The following is a 23,318-nucleotide window of genomic DNA, read 5'->3' as shown; positions in this document are numbered from 1 at the left end:
GACGTCATGACGGACCACGACCGCAAGTACGTCGCCGCTATCGACCAGGGCACCACATCCAGCCGCTGCATCGTCTTCGACCACAGCGGCGGGATCGTCGCCGTGGACCAGCGCGAACACCGCCAGATCTTCCCCAAGCCGGGCTGGGTGGAGCACGACGCCACGGAGATCTGGTCCAAGGTGCAGGCGGTGGTCGCGGGCGCGATCGCCAAGGCCGGGCTGCGCGCCGACCAGATAGCCGCGCTCGGCATCACCAACCAGCGCGAGACCACGGTCCTGTGGGACCGCGCCACGGGCAAGCCCGTGCACAACGCGATCGTCTGGCAGGACACCCGGACTGCCGCGCTGTGCAACGAACTCGGAGGTCCCGACGGGCAGGACCGTTTCCGCGAGCAGACCGGGCTACCGCTGGCGAGTTACTTCTCCGGGCCCAAGGCGGCCTGGCTGCTGGACAACGTGCCCGGGCTCAGGGCACGAGCCGAGCGTGGCGAGATCGCGTTCGGCACCATCGACTCCTGGCTGATCTGGAACCTGACCGGCGGCACGGACGGCGGACGGCACGTCACCGATGTCACCAACGCGGGGCGCACGATGCTGATGAACCTTCAGACGCTCCAGTGGGATCCCTCCATCCTGTCCGCCATGAACGTCCCGGAGGCGATCCTTCCGGAGATCAGGTCCTCCTCCGAGGTGTACGGGAGGGCTGTCGGCCAACTCGCGGGCGTCCCCGTCGCCTCCGCGCTGGGCGACCAGCAGGCTGCGGTTTTCGGGCAGGCGTGCTACGACATGGGGACGGCGAAGAACACCTACGGCACGGGCAGCTTCCTGCTGCTCAACACCGGCAACCGGCCGGTGCCGTCGAAGAACGGGCTGCTGACGACCATGGGCTACAAGATCGGTGACGAAGCGCCGGTCTACTGCCTGGAGGGGTCGATCGCGATCACCGGTGCGCTGGTGCAGTGGTTCCGCGACCAGCTCGGCATCATCCGCACCGCGGACGAGATCGAGACGCTGGCGGCGAGCGTCGACGACAACGGCGGGGCGTACATCGTGCCCGCCTTCTCCGGCCTGTTCGCCCCCTACTGGCGCTCCGACGCGCGCGGGGTGGTCACCGGGCTCACCCGCTACGTCACCAAGGCACACCTGGCGCGGGCGGTGCTGGAGGCGACGAGCTGGCAGACGCGTGAGGTCGTGGACGCCATGTACCAGGACTCCGGGGTGCCGATCACCACCCTGAAGGTCGACGGCGGCATGACGAAGAACAACCTGCTGATGCAGCACCAGGCGGACGTGCTCGGCGTGCCGGTGATCCGGCCGAAGGTGTCCGAGACGACCTGCCTGGGCGCCGCGTACGCGGCCGGCCTCGCGACCGGGGTGTGGGACGGCCTCGACGAGCTGAAGTCGCACTGGCAGAAGGACGTCGAGTGGACGCCCGTCATGGAGGCGTCGGTCCGCGACCGGGAGTACCGCAACTGGCGCAAGGCCGTGGAGAAGAGCTTCGGCTGGCAGGAGGACGAGGCGGACTGACCCGCACGTCAACGCGCGCACTCTCGCATGAGCCACGCGTGCGTGCGTCTCGCATGAGCCACGCGCGCGTGCGCTACGGCGGCTCGTACCCCGGTCGGCGCGGGTACGGGCCGCCCCTGCGCGGGTCCGCGGGATCAGGTGGCAACGCCCGCGCGGCGGTCGGCCGCCTGCGTCCCGGCGTGCCGGACGACCTCGATCAGCACCTCCTTGACGGACTCCCGCTCGCGGGCGTCACAGAGGACGACCGGTACGTCGTCGTCCAGGTCGAGGGCCTGCCGTATGGCCTCGGCGGGGTGGCGGACCACGCCGTCGAAGCAGTTGACCCCGATGACGAACGGGATGGAGCGGCGCTCGAAGTAGTCGACCGTGGCGAAGCAGTCCTCCAGACGGCGGGTGTCGGCGAGGACGACGGCGCCCAGGGCACCGGTGGCCAGTTCGTCCCAAAGGAACCAGAAGCGGTCCTGGCCGGGCGTCCCGAACAGGTAGAGCACCAGGTCCTCGCGGAGGGTGATGCGGCCGAAGTCCATGGCGACGGTGGTGGTGTGCTTGCCCTCCACACCACGGGTGTCGTCCACCGGGCGGCCCGCCTCCGTGAGCACCTCCTCGGTGCGCAGCGGCCTGATCTCGCTGACCGCGCCGACGAGGGTCGTCTTGCCCACGCCGAAGCCGCCGGCCACGAGGATCTTGAGCGTGACGGGCTCGACCGGAGGCTTGCCGCGCTCACTGCGCCCGAAGATCATCCTTATCTTCTCCTGCTCGACGGGGATCGGACGGCGGCGGTCCGTAACCTCCGCCGCCGGGGGTTTCGATGACGAGTACGTCGCCCGGGCCGACGTCTGCCGCATCGCTGCCCGCGAGGCGCACCACGGCCCCGTCCGCGCGCTCCACCCGGTTGGCGCCGAGTGTTCCGGGCCTGCCACCCGCCATGCCGTACGGCGGGATCCTGCGGTGCTGGGAGAGCGTGGAGACGGTCATGGACTCCCGGAAGCGGATGCGGCGCACGGCACCGTCCCCGCCGCGCCACCGTCCGGCGCCGCCGCTGCCTCGGCGCACGGCGAACTCCTCGAGCAGGACCGGCAGTCGCCATTCGAGGACCTCCGGGTCCGTCAGGCGCGAGTTGGTCATGTGGGTCTGCACCACGGGCGCGCCCGGGAAGCCGTCGCCGGCGCCGGATCCGGAGGCCACCGTCTCGTAGTACTGGTACCGGTCGTTGCCGAAGGAGACGTTGTTCATGGTGCCGGAGCCCTCGGCCTGCACCCCGAGCGCGGCGTACAGGGCACCGGTGATGGCCTGGGAGGTCTCGACGTTCCCGGCGACGACGGCGGCCGGGTACTGGGGAGCCAGCAGGCAGCCGGGCGGGACGACGATGTCGAGGGGCCGCAGACAGCCGTCGTTGAGGGGGATGTCGTCGGCGATCAGAGTTCGGAAGACGTACAGGACGGCGGCGTTCACCACCGACAACGGCGCGTTGAAGTTGGTCGGGAGCTGCGCGGACGTACCGGTGAAGTCGATGGCCGCACAGCGGTTCTCGCGGTCCACGCGGATCCGGACGCGGATCACGGCGCCGGAGTCGGTTTCGTAGGCGTACTCGCCGTCGTCCAGGGCGTCGATCACGCGGCGCACGGCCTCCTCGGCGTTGTCCTGGACGTGCTTCATGTACGCCTGCACCACGTCGAGCCCCAGGTCCTCGATCATACGTCCGACTTCGTCGACGCCTTTGCGGTTGGCGGCGATCTGGGCGCGCAGGTCGGCGAGGTTGGTCTTCGGGTTGCGTGACGGGTGGCGCGCCTCGGTCAGCAGACGGAGCGTCTCCTCTTCGCGGAAGCGGCCGCCCTCGGCGAGCAGCCAGTTGTCGAAGAGGACGCCTTCCTCCTCGATGGTGTGACTGTGCGCGGGCATGGAGCCGGGCGCGATGCCGCCGATCTCCGCGTGGTGACCGCGGGAGGCGACGTGGAAGAGGATCCGGTCACCGTCCGTGTCGAAGACGGGCGTGATGACGGTGATGTCGGGCAGGTGGGTGCCGCCGTGGTAGGGATCGTTGACGGCGTAGGTGTCACCGGGGCGCATGCTCTTGCCGCGCCGGCGGATGACCTCCTTGACGCTGGTGCCCATCGAGCCCAGGTGCACGGGGATGTGCGGGGCGTTGGCGACCAGGTTGCCCTCGGGGTCGAAGAGGGCGCACGAGAAGTCCAGGCGTTCCTTGATGTTGACGGACTGTGCGGTGGACTCGAGGCGGGCGCCCATCTGTTCGGCGATCGACATGAACAGGTTGTTGAAGACCTCGAGCAGGACCGGATCGACATCTGTATCCGGGTGGGAACTCTCCGTAATCGCCACGCGTTCCATGACCAGATGCCCGTCGTCTCGCGCCACGGCTCGCCACCCGTCGTCGACGACGGTCGTCGCACTGGCCTCGGTGATGATCGCCGGGCCGGTGACGGCTTCGCCGGGAGGCAGATGCTCCCGGCGGTGGAGAGGTACGTCGCGCCAGGCGCCGCCCGTGTGGAGGCGGACGGTCTCGGGCGCGACGCAGTGGCCTTCGTACGGGGCGAGGGCGGAGAGATCGGGGGGTTCGGTGACGCCGGTGGCTTCCACGGAGAGGGCTTCGACGACGATCGGGCGGTCGAGCGTGAAGGAGTACGTGGCGCGATGACGTTCTTCGAAGGCGTGCCGCATCGTGCCGGGTTCGGTCAGCTCGACGGTGAGCGCGGTGTCGGTGCCGTCGTAGCGCAGCTGGGCGCGGCGGGTGACCCGGATGTGGTCCTCGGGTACGTCCTCGGCGAGGAGTTCGGCGCGGGCGGCGCTCTGGAGGTCGTCGGCGGTCATCAGGACGCCGGCCATCGAGCCGGGCTCCAGGGGGGCCTCGACGGACTGTTCACGCATGGCGGTGGTGTCGGCGAGCCCGATGCCGAGCGCGGAGAGCACTCCCGCCATGGGCGGTACGAGGACGGTGCGGATGCCCAGGGAGTCGGCGACCAGGCACGCGTGCTGGCCGCCTGCCCCGCCGAAGGTGGTGAGCGCGTAGCGGGTGACGTCGTGGCCCTTCTGGACGGAGATCCGTTTGACGGCGCCCGCGATGTCGGCGACGGCGATCTGCAGGTAGCCCTCGGCGACCTGCTCGGGGGTGCGGTCGTCCCCGGTCCGCTCGCGGATGTCGCGGGCGAGGGCGGCGAACCGCTCGCGGACGAGCGCGTCGTCCAGGGGCTGGTCTCCGCCGGGGCCGAACACGCGCGGGAAGTGCGCGGGCTGGATGCGCCCGAGCATCACGTTGGCGTCGGTGACGGTCAGCGGGCCGCCGCCGCGATAGCAGACGGGTCCTGGGTCCGCACCCGCCGAGTCCGGCCCTACGCGGTAGCGGGAGCCGTCGAAGTGGAGGATCGAGCCGCCGCCCGCCGCGACCGTGTGGATGTCGAGCATGGGGGCGCGCAGCCGCACTCCGGCGATCCTCGTGGTGAAGACGCGTTCGTACTCGCCTGCGAAGTGCGAGACGTCCGTGGAGGTGCCGCCCATGTCGAAGCCGATGACACGGTCGTGACCGGCGAGCTGCGACATCCGCGCCATGCCGACGATGCCGCCCGCGGGCCCGGACAGGACGGCGTCCTTGCCGCGGAACTGTCCGGCCTCCGCCAGCCCGCCGTTGGACTGCATGAACATCAGCCGTACGCCCCGCAGTTCGTCGGCGACGTGCTGGACGTAGCGGCCCAGGACGGGCGAGAGGTAGGCGTCCACGACGGTCGTGTCGCCGCGCGGTACCAGTTTCATCAGGGGACTGACCTCGCTGGACAGCGAGATCTGCGGGAAGCCGGTGCGGGCGGCCAGCTCACCGATGGCCTGCTCGTGGGCGGGGTGCAGATGGCTGTGCACGCACACCACGGCGATCGCGCGGATCCCGTCGCCGTACGCCTCCCGCAGCGGTCCGGCGAGGGCGTCCAGGTCGGGGGCGCGCAGGACGGTGCCGTCGGCGGTGATGCGTTCGTCGACCTCGACGACCCGCTCGTACAGCAGCTCGGGCAACTCGATCGCGCGGGCGAAGATGTGCGGGCGGTTCTGGTAGGCGATGCGCAGGGCGTCGCGGAAGCCGCGGGTGATGACGAGGAGGGTGCGTTCACCTTTGCGTTCCAGCAGGGCGTTGGTGGCGACGGTGGTGCCCATGCGGACGGCGTCGACGGGGCCGCCGTCCTTGAGGAGTGCGCGTACGCCCGCGACGGCGGCGTCCGCGTACCGGTGGGGATTGTCGGACAGCAGCTTGTGGGTGAGCAGCCGGCCGTCCGGGCGGCGCGCGACGACGTCGGTGAAGGTACCGCCGCGGTCGACCCAGAACTGCCAGCCCGTGGTCACGTCCGTCTCTCCGATCGCGCTGCTCGGAACCCTGCCCGCAGGTCGGTGATCGGCACGCTGCGGTGGGTGGCCGACGATCACTTGGATCATATCGGGACGGGAGTTGCGGCGCCGGTCCGCGCGCGGGAGGGCACGTCGGCGCCGCCCTCGGGGGCGACCGCGCACTCGGCCGGAGCGCGCGGCACCCCCGGCTCACAAAGCTCGCAGGCCGTTGATCACATCGCGCAGGATGCTCTCGTCCACCAGTTCGGCGGGCGGTACGGGACGGCTGACGTGGACCAGTTCCTCGTCCACCAGGTCCCCGACGAGCACGCGCACCACGCCGACGGGCAGATCGAGCTCGGCGGCGAGCTCGGCGACCGACTGGGGAGTGTCACGGCACCGTTCGACGATGTCCACGTGCTCGGGGGACAGCGACGGGTCCCTCTCGGGATCGTTCACGTGCGGCTCGGTGACGACCACCGCGATCAGGTCGAGGCGGTGCTGCACCTCGTGGCTGGTGCGGCCGCGCGTCATGGCGTACGGACGGACGACCGGTCCGGCCTCGTCGTCGAACCAGTGGCTGCTTCCCTGACCGTCTCGGCTCATGCCGTTCCACTACCCGCCCGAGGGCAGATCGGTGCGCGGAGCGGACCCCAGATGTGTACCGACCCGCTTGACGAGAAGGGTCATCTCGTAGGCCACCTGTCCGACGTCGGAGTCGGCGTCCGACAGGACGGCGAGGCAGCTGCCGTCGCCAGCGGCGGTGACGAACAGGAAGGCCTCGTCGAGTTCGATGATGGTCTGTCGGACTCCGCCGGCGTCGAAGTGGCGGCCGACGCCCTTGGCGAGGCTGTGGAATCCGGAGGCGACCGCGGCCAGGTGTTCGCTGTCCTCCCGGCTCAGCTCCTTGGAGACCCCTGTCGGCAGACCGTCGCTGGAGAGCACGAGTGCCTTGCGGATGCTGGCGACGCGCTCCACCAGGTCGTCGAGGAGCCAGTTCAGCTCCCCCGACGCCTTGCTGGTCGCGGTGGACCCTGTGGCCTTCGGTGCGGTCATCGACCGTCCCCCTTTGTCGTTCCTCGTGCTGAGCCGTTCTGGGCCTCGTCGCCCGCGGCGTTCTCCTCGCGGCCGCGCTGCCAGCCCCGCTGGAGCGAGGCGAAACGGCTGCGAACCTCGTCGGCGTCCCGCTCGGCGCGCCCCGCCCGGTCCTCGGTCCCCGACTGCTCGCGTTCGGCGCGCCGGCCGGGCCCGTCCTTCAACTGCGGGGCGAGGCTGGCCTGCCGGACCCGGCGCGGCAGCGGGTCCGCCCCCACGTCCGCCCCTCCGGCCGACGTGTCCCGGTTGGCCATGGTCCCGTCCGGGCCGGACGGGGGCGGGGTGCGGCGCCGCCGGGGCAGGGCAGGAACCTCGGTCCGATCATCGTTCGAATGGACGGCGCCGGCCTTGGGTTCCCCGGAGCGGCCGGACGGCCGACGGTCTTCGTGGAGCCCCGTCACGCCGCGGTCGGGCGGGCTCTGCTCCTCTTCGGCCGCGGACCGCCGCAGTCCCTTTCCGGTCACCGGGCGGCCGTGGGAGCTGATCAGCTTGGGGGCGCGCCGGCGGGGCAAGGGGACCGGGGCGCCCGGGCGGTCGGTGTCGCCAAGGCGGGCGGCCTCGCGACGTGTGTCGCGCGCCTGCTGGTGTTGCTCGCCCGGGGTGTCCGCGAGGGAGCGGCGGGGCCCGAAGACGCCAGGTTCGTCGTCCTGCTCGTCGAGGGCGCTCGCGAAGTCGTCGAGCGCGTCCAGGTCGATGGGGGCTTCGAGCTCGACGGGGCCGCCCAGGATCGACGCGGGGACACTGGGGAGTCCGACGGGGGCGTGGGACAGTGCCGAGGCGCGGCCCCTGCGGGTGCCGGACGCCGTGTCGGGCCGGGCGCGGTCGAGACGGAAACCGATGCCGTTGGTGTCCGGGACGTCGTCGGTGAGGAGTGTGTCGGGAATGAAGACGACGGCCGTGGTGCCCCCGTACGGGGACGGCTGGAGGGAGACGCGGACGCTCTGCCGCCGGGCCAGCCGGCTGACGACGAAGAGGCCGAGCCGGTCGGTGTCGGAGAGCTCGAATTCCGGCGTTTCGGCCAGCCTCAGGTTGGCGTCCATGAGCGCCTCCGCGGTCATGCCGAGACCGCGGTCGTGGATCTCCAGGGTGAAGCCGTTGGCGACGCGCTCGCCGACGACCTGCACGGCGGTGTGCGGAGGCGAGAACACCGTGGCGTTCTCCAGAAGCTCGGCCACCAGGTGGGTGAGGTCGGCGACGGCGGGCCCGGTGACGGCGACGCGGGGCAGCCGGCGCACCTCGACACGTTCGTAGTCCTCGACCTCGGCGACGGCGGCGCGAACCACGTCCATGAGCTGGATGGGCTTGCGCCACTGCCGGGAGGGGGCGGCTCCGGACAGGATGACGAGACCCTCGGCGTGGCGGCGCATGCGCGTGGTGAGGTGGTCGAGACGGAACAGGTCGGCGAGTTCCTCGGTGTCGTCCGTCCTGCGCTCCATGGCGTCGAGCAGGGTGAGCTGCTTGTGCAGCAGGACCTGGCTGCGGCGGGCGAGGTTGACGAAGACCTCGGAGACCCCGGCGCGCAGCTCGGCCTGCTTGACGGCGGCCTCCACGGCGGCGCGCTGCAGGGTGTTCAGGGCCTGGCCGACCTCGCCGATCTCGTTCTTGTCGTACTCCAGGCGGGGCACCTCGGTTTCGACGTCGACCTGTTCGCCCGCCGAGAGGCGGCGCATGACACTGGGCAGCCGCACCCCGGACGCCTCGTGGGCCTCCAGGCGCAGCCGACGCAGGTCACGGATGAGGGCACGACCGACCCGGACGGACATGATCAGGGACACCAGCAGGGCGATGAGGCCCAGGACGCCGGGGATGGCCGCTTTGATGACGACGTTGACGGCGAGGGGGCGGACGCGGTCCTGGTAGCGGTCGTCGGCCTGCGTGCTCATCCGGTCCAGGTGGTCCAGGACCTGGCCGGCGGCCTCGTCCCAGCTCTTGGCGGTGACGCCGTGCGGGCTGCCGGGAGCCGCCTCGACAACGGCCCGTTCGGCCACGCGCAGGGGCGCGGTGTCGGCGTTCTTCCAGTAGCGCTGGAAGCGTTGGCTCTCCGAGGCCGGCAGCAGCGGCAGGCTGACGTCGTACATCACGGAACGCTGGGTGACGAGGACGGAGACGTCGCGGATGTCGTCGCGGGTGAGCCGGCCGGCGACGAGTGCGGAACCGAGGAGGGCGTCCTCGCGGGAGAGCAGTTCGCGGGCGCGGAAGACGTCGACCAGAGCGCGGCCCTGTTTGTCCATCTCCACGTTGTCGAGGAGGTGGAGATTGGCCAGCAGCGTGAAGCAGGGGTCGACGAGGCGGTTGTAGAGGTCGAGGGCCTGGGAGCGGTTGACGGTGCCGTCCTCGACGCTGCGGCGCAGCGACGCCATGCCGTCCAGGGCGTCGAGGATGGAGGTGAGGCGCTCGGCGGTGCTCTGCCCCATGTCCTCGTGGAGATCCTCGTCCTTGCTGTTGCGACGGAGCTTGGCCACCGTCTCGTCGGTGGCGGCGCGGCTGCGGCGGAGCGCGGCGAGGGAGTCGGAGGCGCGCGGGTCGGCGAGATAGACGAGGGTCTGGCGGCGTTCCTGCTGCAGGACGCGGACGGTGTCCTCGGTGGGGTAGCCGACCTCTTCGACGATGTGGGACACGTTGAACAGCGACTGGGCCTCACGGCCGGTGAGAACCGTCGCGAAGGCCCAGATGGCGGTCAGGGACATCAGCGGCACGAGAAGCAGCGCCACGATCTTCCGGCGGATGGACTTCCCGCGAAAGCGCATGGCCTCCCCCAGCTCGCCCCCCTCCGTCCCGGGGGTACACATGTGCGTCAACAAACGGCGTGAGCCTACTACCGACCCACGGGTATCTCGAAGGAGCGAGCGGGCGCGCCGCCCGCGGAAGGCCAGCAGCAGGTGGGCAGTTGTCCTGCCATTACGGCACTTCGCCTCCCCTCGACCGGCGCGCGGTGCGGCGGGGCATCCGGCCGGGAATTGGGGGCTCCTTGGCCGGAATTTTTCGTTCGCTGGGAATCTTCGCGGAACGACGATCGTCTTCCTGTACGGGAATTGGGGCGGAATCGGCCACAGGCGCCGTATGCCGCACTCGGGCGGCGTAAAACAGCGCAAGCCGGGCAGCCACTGGGGAGGCGGTGTCGGGTGACACCGGGACGAGTGGTCTGCGGGCGGTGGGGAGTGACGGGTTGATGGACACGGCGGAGCGGCGCGGGGCACCCGGGACGGGCGCCGCGGCGCCCACAGCAGCGCGACGGGGCCCCCAGGCACCGGATCGCGACACCACGGCGGGCGTGGAGCAACGGGACGCGCCGTCCTACCGGCCGTTGTGGGTGGAGGAGCCCGCGCGTCGGCGGCGGCTACCGGATCCCGTGCGGACGGCGGCGGTGCGGGCGGTCCTCATCATCGCCGTGACGCTGATCCAGGCGGTGGTCGCCGTGCTGTGCACGCTGGCCGACTCCTGGCTGGCGTTCCCCATGGTGCTCAGCAGCGTGGCGAGCACGGTGGTGGCGACGTGGGGCGCGCTGGACGTCTGGGTGACGCGCCAGGTGTGGAACCAGCGCTATGGAGTGGTGTCGGCCCCGAGCAGCACGGCCCGCGCCCTGCGCCGTGAACGCCGCGCGGCCCGCCGCCGGGCACGGGTGGCGGAGCGGGCTCAGGAGCGCATGCGCCGGCGGGGCGGGACCGGGCAGTTGTCGCATCCGTGACGGGATGAGGGCCCCACGCTCCCGGGAGGGCAAGCGGGGGCACGGCGTGCGGTGGGCGGGCCGCGACCGGGCCCGCCCCACGCTCACGCGGGCAGTCACGTGGGCCGCTTGAACATCCGGGTCGCCGTGATCTCGCTGTGTACCGCCTCTCCGGCCTGGGGCTGCTGCGGCAGTCCCGGCCGGAGGTGTTCCTCCACCCGGATGTACTTCAGGCCGGCTCGCAGGTCGGCGTCGTTGCGCAGCCGGATGACCAGCGGGAACTCGGCGAGGGCGGTCGTGTCGAACAGGCCGGTGGTATAGAGGAGTTGCACTCCGAGGGCGTCCGAGACGGCCCGCTGCAGCTCCAGCAGGTACGTGGCGTTGGCCCGTCCGATGGGGTTGTCCAGGAACAGCGTGCCCGCGTGGCGGTGCTTGTCGCGGCCCCGGTCGTTCGAGCGCAGGGCGGCCATCGTGCAGTACAGCGCGATGGCGGCGGTGAGCAGCTGGCCGCCCGAGAAGACGTCTCCCATCTGTCCGACCGGCACCCGCTCGGCACGCAGCACGGCGTCCGGCTTCAGGATCTCGACGGCGACGCCCTTGGGTTGGAGTGCCGCGCTGACGCCGCGCAGGAGAAGGGACATGCCGTCGCGGCGCAGGTCGGAGTTCTTCTTGACGGCTGCGCGGGTCGCCTCGTCGATGACCTCGCCCAGCCGTTCGATGAGCGTGGCCTGGTCGGGCTCCTCGAAGCGGATCCGCAGGAACTCCTGCCCCGACCACTCACCGAGCCCCTCGGGCAGCCGGGACAGGCGCTGGGCAGAGCGCAGGGTCGCCAGCGCGGACTCCACGAGGCCGCGCAGCCGGTCCACGATGGAGTCCCGGTTGCGCTCCAGTTGCACCAACTCGTCCGTCAGGACCCGGAGTCGGGGCGCGAAGGCCTCCGCCCAGCGCTGCGCGTGCTCCGGCAACGCGGATGCGGGCAGTTCGCGGATCTGCTGGCGGGCGGGTGTGCGAACCTGCTCGTACCGTGTGGAGTTGGCGTGCCGTACGAGTACGTCGCTCGCCTCGCGTACGGCGGCCTCGGCGGCGGACAGGTCGGCGGCGCAGCCACGCAGGGAGCGGCGGGCCTCGGCGGCGGTCTTCCGGACCTCCTCCAGGGTGCCCGGGTAGGGCTCCGGCTCCTCGTGTTCCTCCTCCGGGGCGTGTTCGCGCAGCAGGTCGCGGAGCATCGCGGCGATCTCGTCGAAGCCGCTCGCCGCGTCCTCGGCGGCCCGGTGGGCCTGAAGGAGTTCGGCATGGGCGTCGCGGGCCTGGGTCAGCGCCTCGGTGCGGGAGGCGAGTTCCGCCGTCGCGGTGCGCAGCAGGGCCTGGGCGTGCTCGGCGTCGCGCGGCACCATCTCCTCGGGGAGTTCTGTGTGGGCCTCGCCGTTCTCGGGTGCGTGCCGCTCGGCCTCACCGCGCAGTCGGCCGAGTTGCTCGCTGGCGGAGGACATCCGGGTCTCCAGGAGCTGCACCAGCTCCTCGGCGCGGGCGGCGGCGGCCTGCCGGGACGGCCCGTCGGAGCCGTCCGGGGAGGCGAGGAGCTGTTCGGCGCGGGTGCGCACCTTGTTGCTGAGCCGGTCCAGTTCGGCGCGTGCCGCGGACTCGTCGCTCTCGGCCCGCGCCTGCTCGGCGCGCAGGTCGGCGCCGACGCCGACCTTCTCGTAGACCTGGGAGGCGGCCCGGTAGGCCTCGCGGAGGGCGGGCAGGGACGCCTTCGGCGCGTCCCTGTCGTCCTCCGGTACGTCGTCGGGGGCTCCCGCGATCTCCGAGCGCTCGGCGCGCAGCGCACGCGCCGTGCGGCGGGCGTCGTCGGCGGCGCGCTGGGCGGCGCGCCGGTCCTCGTCGGCGGCGCGGGCCCGCTCCAGGCAGGCATGGGCGCGGGCCTCGGCCTCGACGGCCTCGTCGGCCAGTTCGCGCAGCTTGACCTGCCAGCCGGCGCGTTCACGCAGCCGGAAGGCGAGTCCGGCGAGGGCGTCGGCGGCGCGGCGGGCCTTCTGCGCGGCCTCCTGGCGCTCGTCGCGCACCTGGGCGGCCTCGGCGGCCGTCTCTTCGGCCTCGGCCCGGGCGGTGCGTGCCTCGGCCAGTTCCGCCTCGGCCTCCTCTGCGAACGCGCGGGCGTCCCGGGCGGCCTGCGCCAGCTCGGAGAGCCGGCCCGCCGGGCACCCCGTGCGCCAGGAGGCGAGCCGGGCCGCGAGCTCGCGGTCCTTGCCGAGCCGGGCCGCGAGCGTCCGGATCTCCTCGTCCCGCTGGGTGGCGCGGGCGCGCAGCGCCTGTCGCTCCTCGTCGGCGGCGTGCTCGTCGTGCATGGCCGGGTTCGGCGGGACGAGGAACACCTCGCCACTGTTGTCGCGTCCGTCGACGGGCGGGGTCGGGGCGAGCAGCGCGGCGGCGGTGCCGACGGCGACGGCGGAGCGGGGCAGCAGCGCGGCCTCGCTCAGCGCCTGACGGGCCCGGACGTGCGACTCCGGGTCGGTGATGATCACGCCGTCGACCAGCTCGGGCCGGGCCGTCAGCACGCGTGCGTGGTCTGCGGGGTCGACGGCCTGCGCGAGGTAGCGCCAGCCGGGCAGCGCGGGAATGCCGTGTTCGCCGAGGTACTCGACGGTGGCGAGCACGTCCGGGCCGGGGGGCAGCAGCCCGCCGTCGCCGAGGGCACCGAGGATGCGCGCGTCGTCGGCCGCCGCGGTCCGCAGTTCGAAGAGCTGCCGCTCGGCGGAGGAGACGGAGTCGTCGAGCAGTTCGCGCAGTTCGTCGGCGAAGCGGTCCAGTTCCTCGGCGGTGAGGGCGCCGTCCGGTGCCGTCGGGGTGTCGGCCTCGCCGGTTTCCTCGTCGCGCCGGGGCCCGGGGACCCGGGGGCGGGCGCCGGTGCCGGACAGGCTCAGCAGTTCCGCCAGGCGCTCCTCGGCCGCCAGCGCCTCGGCGGTGCGCCGCTCGGCCTCGTACGCCCGCTCGGCGGCCGTGGCCGCGTCGGCGCCGCGGGCCGCCGTCAGCACCGCCCGGGACTCGGCGGACGCCGCCTCCCGCGCGTGCTCGGAGGCCCGGCGGGAGGCCTCACGTGCGATGTCCCAGGCGGCGACGGCGGTCTTCTCGGCGTCGCTCGCGGCGAGCGCCGCCCGCGCCGGGTCGGCGTCGGGGGCGCTGTCGTCCAGCCAGCCCGCGCGCACGGCCTCGGCGGTCTCCTGCTCGACCTCGGTGAGCCGCTGGCGCAGATGCCCGGCCTCGCTGCGGGCGCGCTGCGCCTCGGTGGCGGCGGAGGTCGAGTCCCGGTAGGCGGACTCGCTCACCTCCTGCAGGGCGGCGGACCGCTCCTCCTCCTCGTTGGCGAGGGACTCGGCGCTCTCGGCGGCCGCGTGCAGCGCCCGTACGAGATCGACGGCGGCCTTGGCGCGGGCGGCGAGCGCAGGCGCGGCGTCCCGTTCTGCCTCCTGGATGGCGGCCGACACGCGCGCCACCCGGTCGGCGGCGGCACGGTGCCGGAGCACCGCCTCGGCGGCCTGCCACGCGGAGTACAGCTGGCGGGCGTCGGCCAGTTCGCGCTTCTGCGCGGCGGCGGCCTTCTCGGCACCGGCGAGCGCCAACGAGGCGTGGCGGTAGGCGAGTTCGGCCGCGACGAGCGCACTGCGCTCGCGGGCGGTCTCTGCCTGGGTGACGGCGTGCGCGGCCGCGGTGACCTGCTCGGCGAGGTCGGCGGTGCGCATCCGCTCCTGCACCCCGCGCGCGGTCAGGCGCCGCACCAGCGTGCGTGTCCGCCGCTCGGCGCCCGCGTGGATGTCACGCGCCCGCGACCGGGCCTCGGCGGCGTCGACGATGCGTCCGAGCAGATCCACGGACCCGGCGGTGAAGTCCCGTTCGGCGATCAGCTCGGCCCGTCGACCCAGCTTGTTGCCGAAACCGCTGACCAGGTCCGCGAGTCCGTCGGTGTCCCGGGTGTCGGTGACGGCGCGCAGCAGCAGGTCCGTGAAGTCGGAGTCCTTCTTGACCGCGAAGAGACCGGCGGCCTCACCCTCGTCCGCGTTCATCTCCCGCTGGTAGCGGAAGAGTTCCGGGTCCAGGCCGAGGTCCGTCAGGTGCTCGTTCCAGCGGTCGTGGATCTCCTCCCAGTGCACCTCCAGGTGCGGATAGACCTTCCCCGCCTCCATGAGGGCGTCCCGGAAGCCCTTCATGGTGCGGCGCCGCCCCTGAGCCCCGGAGGTGCCCTCGACGGGCGGCCGTACGGCGGTGGACTCGGCGACGGGCAGGTTGTCCAGGGTGAGTCCGGGGCCCGGGCGGAAGGAGTACCAGGCCTCGGCGAACTTCCGCGGGTCGTTGGACACCTGGCGCCCGCGCCACTCGCTGACCTTGCCGACGACGACGCACTCTCCGGTCTGCACGTGCTGCCACTCCAGGGCCACGTGTCCGCAGTCGTCGGCGAGCAGGAACTTGCGCAGCACGCCGGAGCTGGCACCGCCGAGCGTGTTGCGGTGGCCCGGCAGCATCACGGAGAAGATCAGCTTGAGCAGGACGGACTTGCCGCCGCCGTTCTCCAGGAAGAGCACGCCCGCGGGGGCGGGCCTGCGCGGCGGCCCGGTGGGCTCCTCCTCGAAGAACTCCGCCTGGGTGGGCGCGGGTTCGGGCACCGGATCACCCACGCCCCGCAGGTCCAGCACGGTGTCGGCGTAGCGCGCACCGGCCGGGCCGATGGAGTAGAGGCGGACCCGGGACAGCTCGTACATGGCGGCGGACTCTCGTCGTAAGTCTTGCTGGTGTTCGGAAAAAGCGGTTCAGGAGTGGAACGGCAGTCCGGCGTCGGCCACGAGCTCCAGGTCGTCGGTGTCTTCGGCGGGCAGCAGGGTCGCCGTGCCGTCGGTGACCGGGACGATGCCCAGCTCGAGGAGTTCGGCCATGGCGGCGCTACCGGCCATGTCGCGCACCTGGAGCTGGTAGCGGGCCGTCGTGCGGTACGTGCCGCCGTTTTCGTCGCCCGTGCGCTGGAGGAAGCCGGAGTCGGTGAGGAACGCGACGGCCTTCGCGACGATGCCGGTGGTCGAGGCGGCCGGTCGGCGCGCGTCCTTGGTGGCCCCGGTCGCGCTGCGTCTGGCCCAGACCCGCCAGGCGGCCTCCAGTCCGGGCGCGTCGGTGGCCGGGTCGGTGTTCTCCCCCTGCTCCTCGGCCCGCTCCTCCAGGCGGCGGCAGGCCTGGCGGACGAAGGCGTCGACGCCGTTGACCGTGACGCGCCCGATGTAGCCGTCGTCGGCGAGGTCCTCCGGGCGCGGGAACGCCAGGGCGGCGACGGCCAGATGGGCGAGCCCGTGCAGGAAGCGGTCGGCGGAGTCGGCCGCCGTGCGACGCGCGTAGTCGCCCATGCGGACCGCGAACACCGAGTCCTCGGCCGCGGTGACGGCCATGCCCGCGCGCGGGGACACCTCCAGGACGATCAGGCCGAGCCCGGTGGCGACGGCGTCGGCGAGCCGCGCGAACGGCGGGTCCTCGCGGTAGCGGCGAAGCAGGTCCGCGTACTCCTGGTCGCGTGCGGGCTGCAGCTTGGGCTGCAGCCCGAAGGCGACGAGCCGCGCCGCGTCGGCGGCGTCGGCGGGGGTGACAGCGCCGCCCACCGGCGCGGCGGCGGCCTCCGGCTCACTCCACTCGACGTGCTCGGTCACGGTTGGGGCTCCTTGGTGCGCTGGTGCTTGCTCGTGGTCATCGGCGTCATGCCGCTTCCGTCCGGTCCGCCGCCATGCCCGCCGCGTCCAGCAGAGCCGTGCCCACTATCAGGTCGGCCCCGCCGAACTCCGGGTCGTCCAGCTCCGTGCCGTCGTCCACCGCGAACAGCAGCTTCTCCTCCCCCTGCCGGTACGCCGTGCCCACCGGCGGGCTCGCCGCGTGCACGGCCAGCAGGGCGACCAGATAGGCCAGGTCGGGGTCCTTGCGGCGAGCCTCGGCCAACAGCCCCGACAGCCGCCGTGGCGCGTCCGCCGGCAGGTCGAGCAGTTCCATGGCGGCGGCCATCTGCTCCTCGCTGAACCTGCTGTCGTCCGGTGTGGCGATCAGGTCCGGCTCGGGCATCTCGGCGCCCAGGTGCTCGCGCTCCACCGGAGGCGTCAGCAGCAGGTCGACGAGGTCTCCGAGCCGCACGGAGAACGGCGTACGCAGTCCCGTACCGTGTGTGAAGAAGGTGTCCGTGACGCGGGTCGCCCGCTCGAGCGCCAGGGGCAGCACTTGCGCGACGAGATGCCCGTACAGGTCGATCCCGGACGTCGCGGCGGGCGTGGCGAACGCCTGCCGGTCCTGCTCGGCGCGGAACAGCGGGCCCGCTTCCAGGAGCCGGGACTGCAGCTGGGTGTGCCGGCGGATGCAGTCCTTGACGATGTCGACGAGTTCGGCGGCGCGCCGCTTCTGCTCGGGGTCCTCGGACTCGTCTCGGGCCTTGCGGATGTTGGTGAGGATCGCGTTCTCGTGGCGGTAGCGCTCGGCGACGTGGTCCAGGGCCTCGGTGATCATGTCGGGGACCGCGTTGAGCCAGTCCACCGCGCGGACGTTGCGCCGGGTGGCGTCCAGGGCCTTGCGCAGGGATTCCGAGTACTGCACGGTCCGGTAGCGCGCCTGCTCGGCGGCGAGCTGGGCGTCGGCGAGGCGGCCCCGGCTGATCAGCACCTCCAGTTTGACCTCTGCGGCGATCTGGGCGCTGGTGACATCGGTGTCGAGGGCGCCGACGAGGACGTTGACCGCTTCGTCCGTCGTCCGCAGGTAGACGCCTCCGCCGTAGCCCGGGACCTCCTCGATCAGCTTGAAGTCGTAGTCGCGGCGGACATACGTGCCGTCCGGGGCGAACGTGCCGTAGACGGCCCGGAAGCCGCGGTCGACGCTGCCGACGTTGATCAGGTTCTCCAGGACCCAGCGGGCCACGCGCTCGTGTTCGGCGGGCGGGCGCTGCGGGGCCTGGGCGGCGATGCGCGGGATGAGGCGGGCGACTATCTGGTCGTGGTCCGCGCCCGTGTCGAAGTCCATGTTGAGCGTGACCAGGTCGATGGCGGCGAGGGCGATCTCCGCCATGCCGTACACCGAGTACTCACCCGCGAGGTTGGCCTTGCGCGCGTCCAGGTCGTGCAGCGGCGCGGTGCAGGCCAGCGCGCGAAGCCGCCGGGCCAGCCCCTCGTCGGCGGCCGGCCCCGAAGCGGGGCGCGGCCCCGTGCTGAACTGGGGCGGAACACGATCCGTCGATGCAGGCGAAGTCACGGTGCACAGATTAGGTCCTGGGTCCGACAACGGCCCAAATCGCCGGGTGCGCTCCGTCGGCGGCCCCCGGGGCAAAGCCGCCGGTGTCAAGCCCCGCGCCTCTGACCTGTGTCGGCCACCCGGCGCCCGTACACCTCGACCAGGCCCGCTCTCGAGTCGTCGAGGTAGACCGTCAGGAGCTGCTCGGCGCTCTCGCGCTGCCCGGCCTGCAGGGTCCGGAGAATCTGTTCGTTGCGAGCCAGGTAGGGCTCGTGCAGCCGCCGCGGGTCCGCCACCACGTGGAACGCCAGGCGCAGTTCGGCGAAGACGCTGCGCATCAGTTCGTCCGTGCGTTCACTTCCGGCGAGCGCCACCAGTTCACGGTGGAAGTGGATGTTGGCCGTCGAGACGCCTTTCCAGTCACCTTCGCGCGCCGCCCGCTGCCCCTCCGCGACCGCCGCCGCGAGACCTTCCAGGGCGTACGGCGGCTGCCCGAGGCCCCGTACGACGGCGCACTCGACGAGCGTGCGGGTGCGGTAGATGTCCTCGACGTCGTCCACCGTCAGGACCCGTACGAAGACGCCCCGGTTCAACTCGTGGACGAGCAGCCTCTCGTGCGTGAGCAGCCGGAAGGCCTCCCGCAGCGTGTTGCGCGAGACGCCGAGCGCGCCGCCGATGCCGTCCTCCGACAGCCGGGTGCCGGGCGGGAAGTAACCCTCGGCGATACGGCTCCTGAGGACGTCCGACACCCGCTCGGCGGTGCTGGTGCGCCCGAGCAGCGCGCGGTCGTCGGCCAGTCCCGTCAGCTCCTCTGCCATGCCCGGAATTCAAGCGCAGAGACAAGGCCGAGACAACATGGGTATTGAAGGATCGTTCAACGATCCTCTACCTTGCTGGGCACGGCACCGCTCCGCTCACCGTGGCGTCGCGGCTTCCGCACCGCACGGCTCATCCCGCAAGCACCCTCCGTCCCTCACTGCGAGGTGCCCATGAGCACGACTCCCTCCTCCCCGGCCCCGACCGCCGACGCCCGCTCCGGCGCCGGTGAAGGCGACGCTGACGACGGCGCGTTGGGCTGGCTGCGCGCCCTCGGCCCGCGTGGCCGCCGTGCCTTCGCGGGCGCCTTCGGCGGCTATGCCCTGGACTCGTACGACTACTTCACGCTGCCGCTGAGCATGGTCGCGCTGGCGGCGTACTTCGGTCTGAACAGCGGCCAGACCGGCCTGTTCACCACGGTCACCCTGGTCGTCTCGGCGGTCGGCGGCGCCGTCGCGGGTGTGGTCGCCGACCGCGTCGGACGGGTGAAGGCCCTGATGATCACCGTGGTGACGTACGCCGTCTTCACGGTCGCCTGCGGCTTCGCTCCGACCTACGAGACCCTGCTGGTCTTCCGTGCCCTCCAGGGCCTCGGCTTCGGCGGCGAGTGGGCGGTCGGCGCGATCCTGGTCGCCGAGTACGCGAGCGCCCGGCACCGGGGCCGTACGCTCGGCGCGATCCAGAGCTCCTGGGCCGTCGGCTGGGCGCTGGCCGCGGTCGTCTACACCCTGGTCTTCTCGTTCCTGGGCGACGACCTGGCCTGGCGGGTGATGTTCTGGACCGGTGCGCTGCCCGCGCTGCTGGTGATCTGGATGCGCCGCCGGGTGCACGACGCGCCGGAGGCGACGGCCCAGCGCGAACAGAGCGCCGACAAGGGCTCGTTCGCCGCGATCTTCAAGCCGGGCAGGGGCGGGCAGCCCGGCCTGCTGCGCACGACGGTCTTCGCGGGGCTGCTCTCCACCGGTGTCCAGGGCGGCTACTACACACTGGCGACCTGGGTGCCGACGTACCTGAAGTCGGAGCGAGGCCTGTCGGTCGTCGGTACCGGCTCCTACCTGACGTTCCTGATCTCCGGGGCCTTCCTCGGCTACCTCACCGGCGGCCACCTCACCGACCGGCTCGGCCGCAGGCGCAACATCTGGCTCTTCGCCCTGCTGTCGGCGATCTGCATCCTGGCGTACGCGAACATCCCGAGCGGCGCCAACACCCTGCTCCTGGTGCTCGGTTTCCCGCTCGGGTTCTGCATGTCGGCCATCTTCAGCGGCTTCGGGTCGTACCTGAGCGAGCTGTACCCGACGGCGGTGCGCGGCACGGGGCAGGGCTTCACCTACAACGCCGGCCGCGCGGTGGGCGCCGCCTTCCCGACCCTGGTGGGCTTCCTGGCCGACAGCTGGGGCGTGGGCGGTGCACTGGTCTTCGGGGCGATCGGGTACGGGATCGCGGCTCTGGCGCTGCTGGGCCTGCCGGAGACGCGCGGGAAGGAGCTGCGGTGAACCGCACGGAAGACCACTCCCCCGCCCCCGCAGAAGACCACTCCCCGACCCTCACGGAAGACCGACCGCTGATCCTCGTCGACGAGCACGCGCACACGTGGAGCGCGAAGGACGCCCGGGCCCGTGTCCGGGAGGGCCTGAGCGGCCCCACCGCCGGGGTCGCCGCCGGCCACACCCAGGTCAATCTGATCTCGGTGCCCGCCGACTGGGCGTACGACACCCTGCTGTTCTGCCAGCGCAACCCCAAGCCCTGTCCGGTCCTGGACGTCACCGACGCGGGCTCCCCCATGACGGTCCTCGCCGAGGGCGCCGACCTGCGGACCGATCTGCCGCGCTACCGGGTGTGGCGGGACGGGGAACTGGTGGACGAGCCGACGGACGTGCGCGCGCACTGGCGGGAGGACCTGGTGTCGTTCCTCATCGGGTGCAGCTTCACCTTCGAGTGGGCGCTCGGCGAGGCGGGCGTGCCCCTGCGCCACATCGAGCAGGGCCGCAACGTCCCGATGTATCTCACCACCCGCCCCTGCCGTCCGGCAGGGCGGCTGTACGGCCCCATGGTGGTGTCCATGCGCCCGGTCCCGCCACGGCACCTGCCCGCCGCGATCCGGGAGAGCAGTCTGCTCCCCGCGGTGCACGGCGGCCCCGTACACTGCGGCGATCCCTCGGCCCTCGGCATCGAGGACCTCGGCCGGCCCGACTTCGGCGACCCGGTGGACGCCGAAGTCGACGACATCCCGGTGTTCTGGGCCTGCGGGGTGACCCCGCAGGCCGCGGTGATGGCCTCGCGCCCGCCGTTCGCCATCACCCACGCACCGGGGCAGATGTTCATCACCGACGCCCGCGACGACCAGTACCGCGTGGTCTGACGACGACCGGTACCACGTCGCCCGAAGACGACCGGTACCGCGTCGCCCGACGGCGCCCGACCAGGAGGGACCATGATCGATCTGAACGCCGATCTCGGCGAGGGCTTCGGCCGCTGGCAGCTCACCGACGACGAACGGCTCCTGTCGGTCGTCACGAGCGCCAACGTGGCCTGCGGGTTCCACGCGGGGGACGCGGCCACCATGCGCCGGGTGTGCGAACTGGCGGCCGAGCGCGGCGTACGGATCGGCGCCCAGGTCTCCTACCGCGACCTGGCCGGTTTCGGGCGGCGCTCGATGGACGTGCCGCCCGACGAACTGACCGCCGAAGTCGCGTACCAGATAGGCGCGTTGGAGGTCTTCGCGCGCGCGGCGGGCTCCCGCGTGTCCTATGTGAAGCCGCACGGCGCGCTCTACAACCGGGTGGTCCACGACGAGCGGCAGGCCCAGGCGGTCGTGGACGGTGTGCTGCTCGCCGACGCCGCGCTGCCGGTGCTGGGGCTTCCCGGGTCGCGTTTCCTGGAGGTGGCCGGCAAGGCCGGGCTCCCGGTCGTCACCGAGGCGTTCGCGGACCGCGCCTACACCGAGGAGGGCACGCTCGTGCCGCGTGGCCGGGACGGGGCGGTGATCACCGACCCCGACACGGTCGTCGCGCGCTCGGTGGGCCTCGCCCGTGCCGGGACCGTCGCCGCCCACTCGGGGCGTGAGATCCCGGTGCGCGCGCGCTCCTTGTGCCTGCACGGCGACACACCGGGCGCGGTCGACCTGGCCCGCCGGGTGCGCGCCGAGCTGGAGGCCTCGGGCGTGCGGGTGGAGGCCTTCGCATGAGGGTGCTGCCCGTCGGGGACGAGGCGCTGCTGGTCGAGCTCTCCAGCGGCGACGAGGCACAGGCCCTGCACGCCGAGCTGCTGCGCCTTCGGGCCTCTGGTCGGCTGACCGCGCGTGAGGTCGTCCCCGCGGCCCGCACGGTCCTCCTCGACGGCGTCGCCGAGCCCGCCCGGCTCGCGGCCCGGATCACCGGGTGGGACATCCCGCCGGTCGCCACGCGCGCGGAGAAACCGGTCGAGATCCCCGTACGGTACGACGGTCCCGATCTTCCGGAGGTGGCCGCCGCGTGGGGCGTATCTCGACAGGAGGTGGCGCGGATCCACGCGGCGGCCGAATTCCGGGTCGCCTTCTGCGGGTTCGCGCCGGGGTTCGGCTATCTCACCGGCCTGCCGGACCGGTACCACGTGCCGCGCCGGGCCACCCCGCGCACGGCCGTCCCGGCGGGCTCGGTGGCGCTCGCGGGCCCGTACACCGGGGTCTATCCACGCTCGTCGCCGGGGGGCTGGCAGCTCATCGGCACGACCGACGCGGTGCTGTGGGACCACGCGCGCGTGCCGGCCGCGCTACTCACCCCGGGCGTCAGCGTCCGCTTCGTCCCGGTGGGATCCTGATGGCGGACCGTGCTCTCGTCGTCGTACGCGCCGGGCTGCTGACCACCGTGCAGGACCGGGGCCGGGCCGGCCACGCCCATCTCGGGGTGCCGCGTTCCGGGGCGCTCGACGCGCCCTCGGCGGCGCTCGTCAACCGGCTGGTCGGCAACCCACCGGAAGCCGCCGTCCTGGAGACCACGCTCAACGGCTGCGCGCTGCGCCCGCGTTCGACGGTCACCATCGCGGTCGGCGGCGCGCCCTGCACGGTCACCGTGGACGGCCGCCCCGCCCCGTGGGGAGCGCCGGTCCGCGTGCCGGGCGGGGCGCTGCTGGAGGTGGGGCCCGCACGGGCCGGAGTACGCGGCTACGTCGCAATCGCGGGCGGAGTGGCCGTGGAGCCGGTGCTCGGCAGCCGCTCCACCGACCTGCTCTCCGGTCTCGGCCCGCCGCCGCTCACGGACGGTGCCGTGCTGCCCCTGGGGGTGCCGGCCGGCCCTCACGCGCGCGTGGACACCGTTCCCCAGCCGGCTCCGCCGGCCGAGCTGGTGCTGCGTGTGACGCTGGGGCCGCGCGCCGACTGGTTCACCCGGGACGCGCTCCGCACGCTCGTCACGGGCGTGTACCGGGTGTCCGCCGCGAGCAACCGCATCGGCCTGCGCACGGAAGGACCCGCCCTGGAGCGTGCCCGGACCGGTGAACTCCCCAGTGAGGGCATGGTGCTGGGCGCGGTGCAGGTGCCGCCCGACGGCCGTCCGGTCGTCTTCCTGGCCGACCATCCGACCACCGGGGGGTACCCGGTGATCGCGGTCGTCCGCACCGCCGACCTCGCGGCCGCCGCCCAGGCGGCCCCGGGCACCCCCGTGCGGTTCACGGCCGTGAGCCGTCGGTAGGC

General features: G+C 72.7%; 16 protein-coding genes. 7 read left to right on the top strand and 9 right to left on the bottom strand.

Annotated features, from left to right (window positions below; genetic code table 11):
* Nucleotides 1-6 precede the first annotated feature (6 nt).
* Nucleotides 7-1,527, top strand: a complete 1,521-nt coding sequence (gene glpK / locus ACZ7L1_RS23965; RefSeq protein ID WP_471439971.1) for a glycerol kinase GlpK — start codon at nt 7-9, stop codon at nt 1,525-1,527.
* A 134-nt stretch (nt 1,528-1,661) separates the two neighbouring features.
* Here glpK and ACZ7L1_RS23960 read toward each other — a convergent pair whose 3' ends face one another.
* The 5 genes from ACZ7L1_RS23960 to ACZ7L1_RS23940 all read right to left on the bottom strand — a co-directional run bounded on the left by ACZ7L1_RS23960 (nt 1,662) and on the right by ACZ7L1_RS23940 (nt 9,689).
* Entirely contained in the window at nt 1,662-2,267 is a 606-nt protein-coding gene (locus ACZ7L1_RS23960; RefSeq protein ID WP_471439969.1) for a GTP-binding protein, read from the bottom strand.
* Nucleotides 2,248-5,955 (bottom strand): hydantoinase B/oxoprolinase family protein, encoded by a 3,708-nt coding sequence (locus ACZ7L1_RS23955; protein ID WP_471439967.1) that lies wholly within the window; start codon nt 5,953-5,955, stop codon nt 2,248-2,250. The genes ACZ7L1_RS23960 and ACZ7L1_RS23955 overlap by 20 nt, the downstream gene beginning before the upstream one ends.
* Nucleotides 5,956-6,057: 102 nt before the next feature.
* A complete protein-coding gene (locus tag ACZ7L1_RS23950; RefSeq protein WP_471439965.1) occupies nt 6,058-6,453 on the bottom strand; it encodes a DUF742 domain-containing protein in 396 nt (131 codons plus the stop codon).
* Between the two features lie 9 nt (nt 6,454-6,462).
* Nucleotides 6,463-6,903 carry a roadblock/LC7 domain-containing protein gene (locus tag ACZ7L1_RS23945; protein ID WP_471439963.1) on the bottom strand — a complete coding sequence of 147 codons (441 nt, stop codon included), beginning with the start codon at nt 6,901-6,903 and terminating at the stop codon, nt 6,463-6,465.
* On the bottom strand, nt 6,900-9,689 hold the full coding sequence (locus tag ACZ7L1_RS23940) for a sensor histidine kinase (RefSeq protein WP_471439962.1): 2,790 nt from the start codon (nt 9,687-9,689) through the stop codon (nt 6,900-6,902). Before ACZ7L1_RS23940 ends, ACZ7L1_RS23945 begins: the two co-directional genes overlap by 4 nt.
* A gap of 422 nt (nt 9,690-10,111) precedes the next feature.
* On the opposite strand from ACZ7L1_RS23940, the gene ACZ7L1_RS23935 reads away from it, so the two are divergent.
* Entirely contained in the window at nt 10,112-10,627 is a 516-nt protein-coding gene (locus tag ACZ7L1_RS23935; protein WP_471439961.1) for a hypothetical protein, read from the top strand.
* A 95-nt stretch (nt 10,628-10,722) separates the two neighbouring features.
* Here the strand turns inward: ACZ7L1_RS23935 and ACZ7L1_RS23930 are convergent, their stop codons facing one another.
* From ACZ7L1_RS23930 to ACZ7L1_RS23915, 4 genes are all read right to left on the bottom strand, one after another.
* Nucleotides 10,723-15,357 (bottom strand): coiled-coil domain-containing protein, encoded by a 4,635-nt coding sequence (locus ACZ7L1_RS23930; protein ID WP_471439960.1) that lies wholly within the window; start codon nt 15,355-15,357, stop codon nt 10,723-10,725.
* Nucleotides 15,358-15,405: 48 nt separating this feature from the next.
* A complete protein-coding gene (locus tag ACZ7L1_RS23925) occupies nt 15,406-16,284 on the bottom strand; it encodes a hypothetical protein (RefSeq protein WP_471439958.1) in 879 nt (292 codons plus the stop codon).
* 46 nt (nt 16,285-16,330) lie between these two features.
* Nucleotides 16,331-17,857, bottom strand: a complete 1,527-nt coding sequence (locus tag ACZ7L1_RS23920) for a hypothetical protein (RefSeq protein WP_471439956.1) — start codon at nt 17,855-17,857, stop codon at nt 16,331-16,333.
* 86 nt (nt 17,858-17,943) lie between these two features.
* Nucleotides 17,944-18,654 (bottom strand): GntR family transcriptional regulator, encoded by a 711-nt coding sequence (locus ACZ7L1_RS23915; protein ID WP_471439954.1) that lies wholly within the window; start codon nt 18,652-18,654, stop codon nt 17,944-17,946.
* A 171-nt stretch (nt 18,655-18,825) separates the two neighbouring features.
* Here ACZ7L1_RS23915 and ACZ7L1_RS23910 point away from each other — a divergent pair, with 171 nt between their 5' ends.
* From ACZ7L1_RS23910 to ACZ7L1_RS23890, 5 genes are all read left to right on the top strand, one after another.
* Complete coding sequence (locus ACZ7L1_RS23910) at nt 18,826-20,145, top strand: MFS transporter (protein WP_471439953.1); 1,320 nt, start codon at nt 18,826-18,828, stop codon at nt 20,143-20,145.
* On the top strand, nt 20,142-21,011 hold the full coding sequence (locus tag ACZ7L1_RS23905) for a putative hydro-lyase (protein WP_471439951.1): 870 nt from the start codon (nt 20,142-20,144) through the stop codon (nt 21,009-21,011). Before ACZ7L1_RS23910 ends, ACZ7L1_RS23905 begins: the two co-directional genes overlap by 4 nt.
* Before the next feature lie 72 nt (nt 21,012-21,083).
* On the top strand, nt 21,084-21,836 hold the full coding sequence (locus ACZ7L1_RS23900; RefSeq protein ID WP_471439949.1) for a LamB/YcsF family protein: 753 nt from the start codon (nt 21,084-21,086) through the stop codon (nt 21,834-21,836).
* Nucleotides 21,833-22,447, top strand: a complete 615-nt coding sequence (gene pxpB, locus ACZ7L1_RS23895) for a 5-oxoprolinase subunit PxpB (RefSeq protein WP_471439948.1) — start codon at nt 21,833-21,835, stop codon at nt 22,445-22,447. Before ACZ7L1_RS23900 ends, pxpB begins: the two co-directional genes overlap by 4 nt.
* Nucleotides 22,447-23,316: a 5-oxoprolinase subunit C family protein gene (locus ACZ7L1_RS23890; RefSeq protein ID WP_471439946.1), complete on the top strand. Its 870-nt coding sequence runs from the start codon at nt 22,447-22,449 to the stop codon at nt 23,314-23,316. Before pxpB ends, ACZ7L1_RS23890 begins: the two co-directional genes overlap by 1 nt.
* The last annotated feature ends 2 nt before the right edge of the window (nt 23,317-23,318 follow it).

This window comes from Streptomyces sp. NPDC107546, assembly GCF_055639175.1.
The sequence above is the reverse complement of the archived record's forward strand: the minus strand, read 5'-3'. Positions and strand labels throughout refer to the sequence as shown.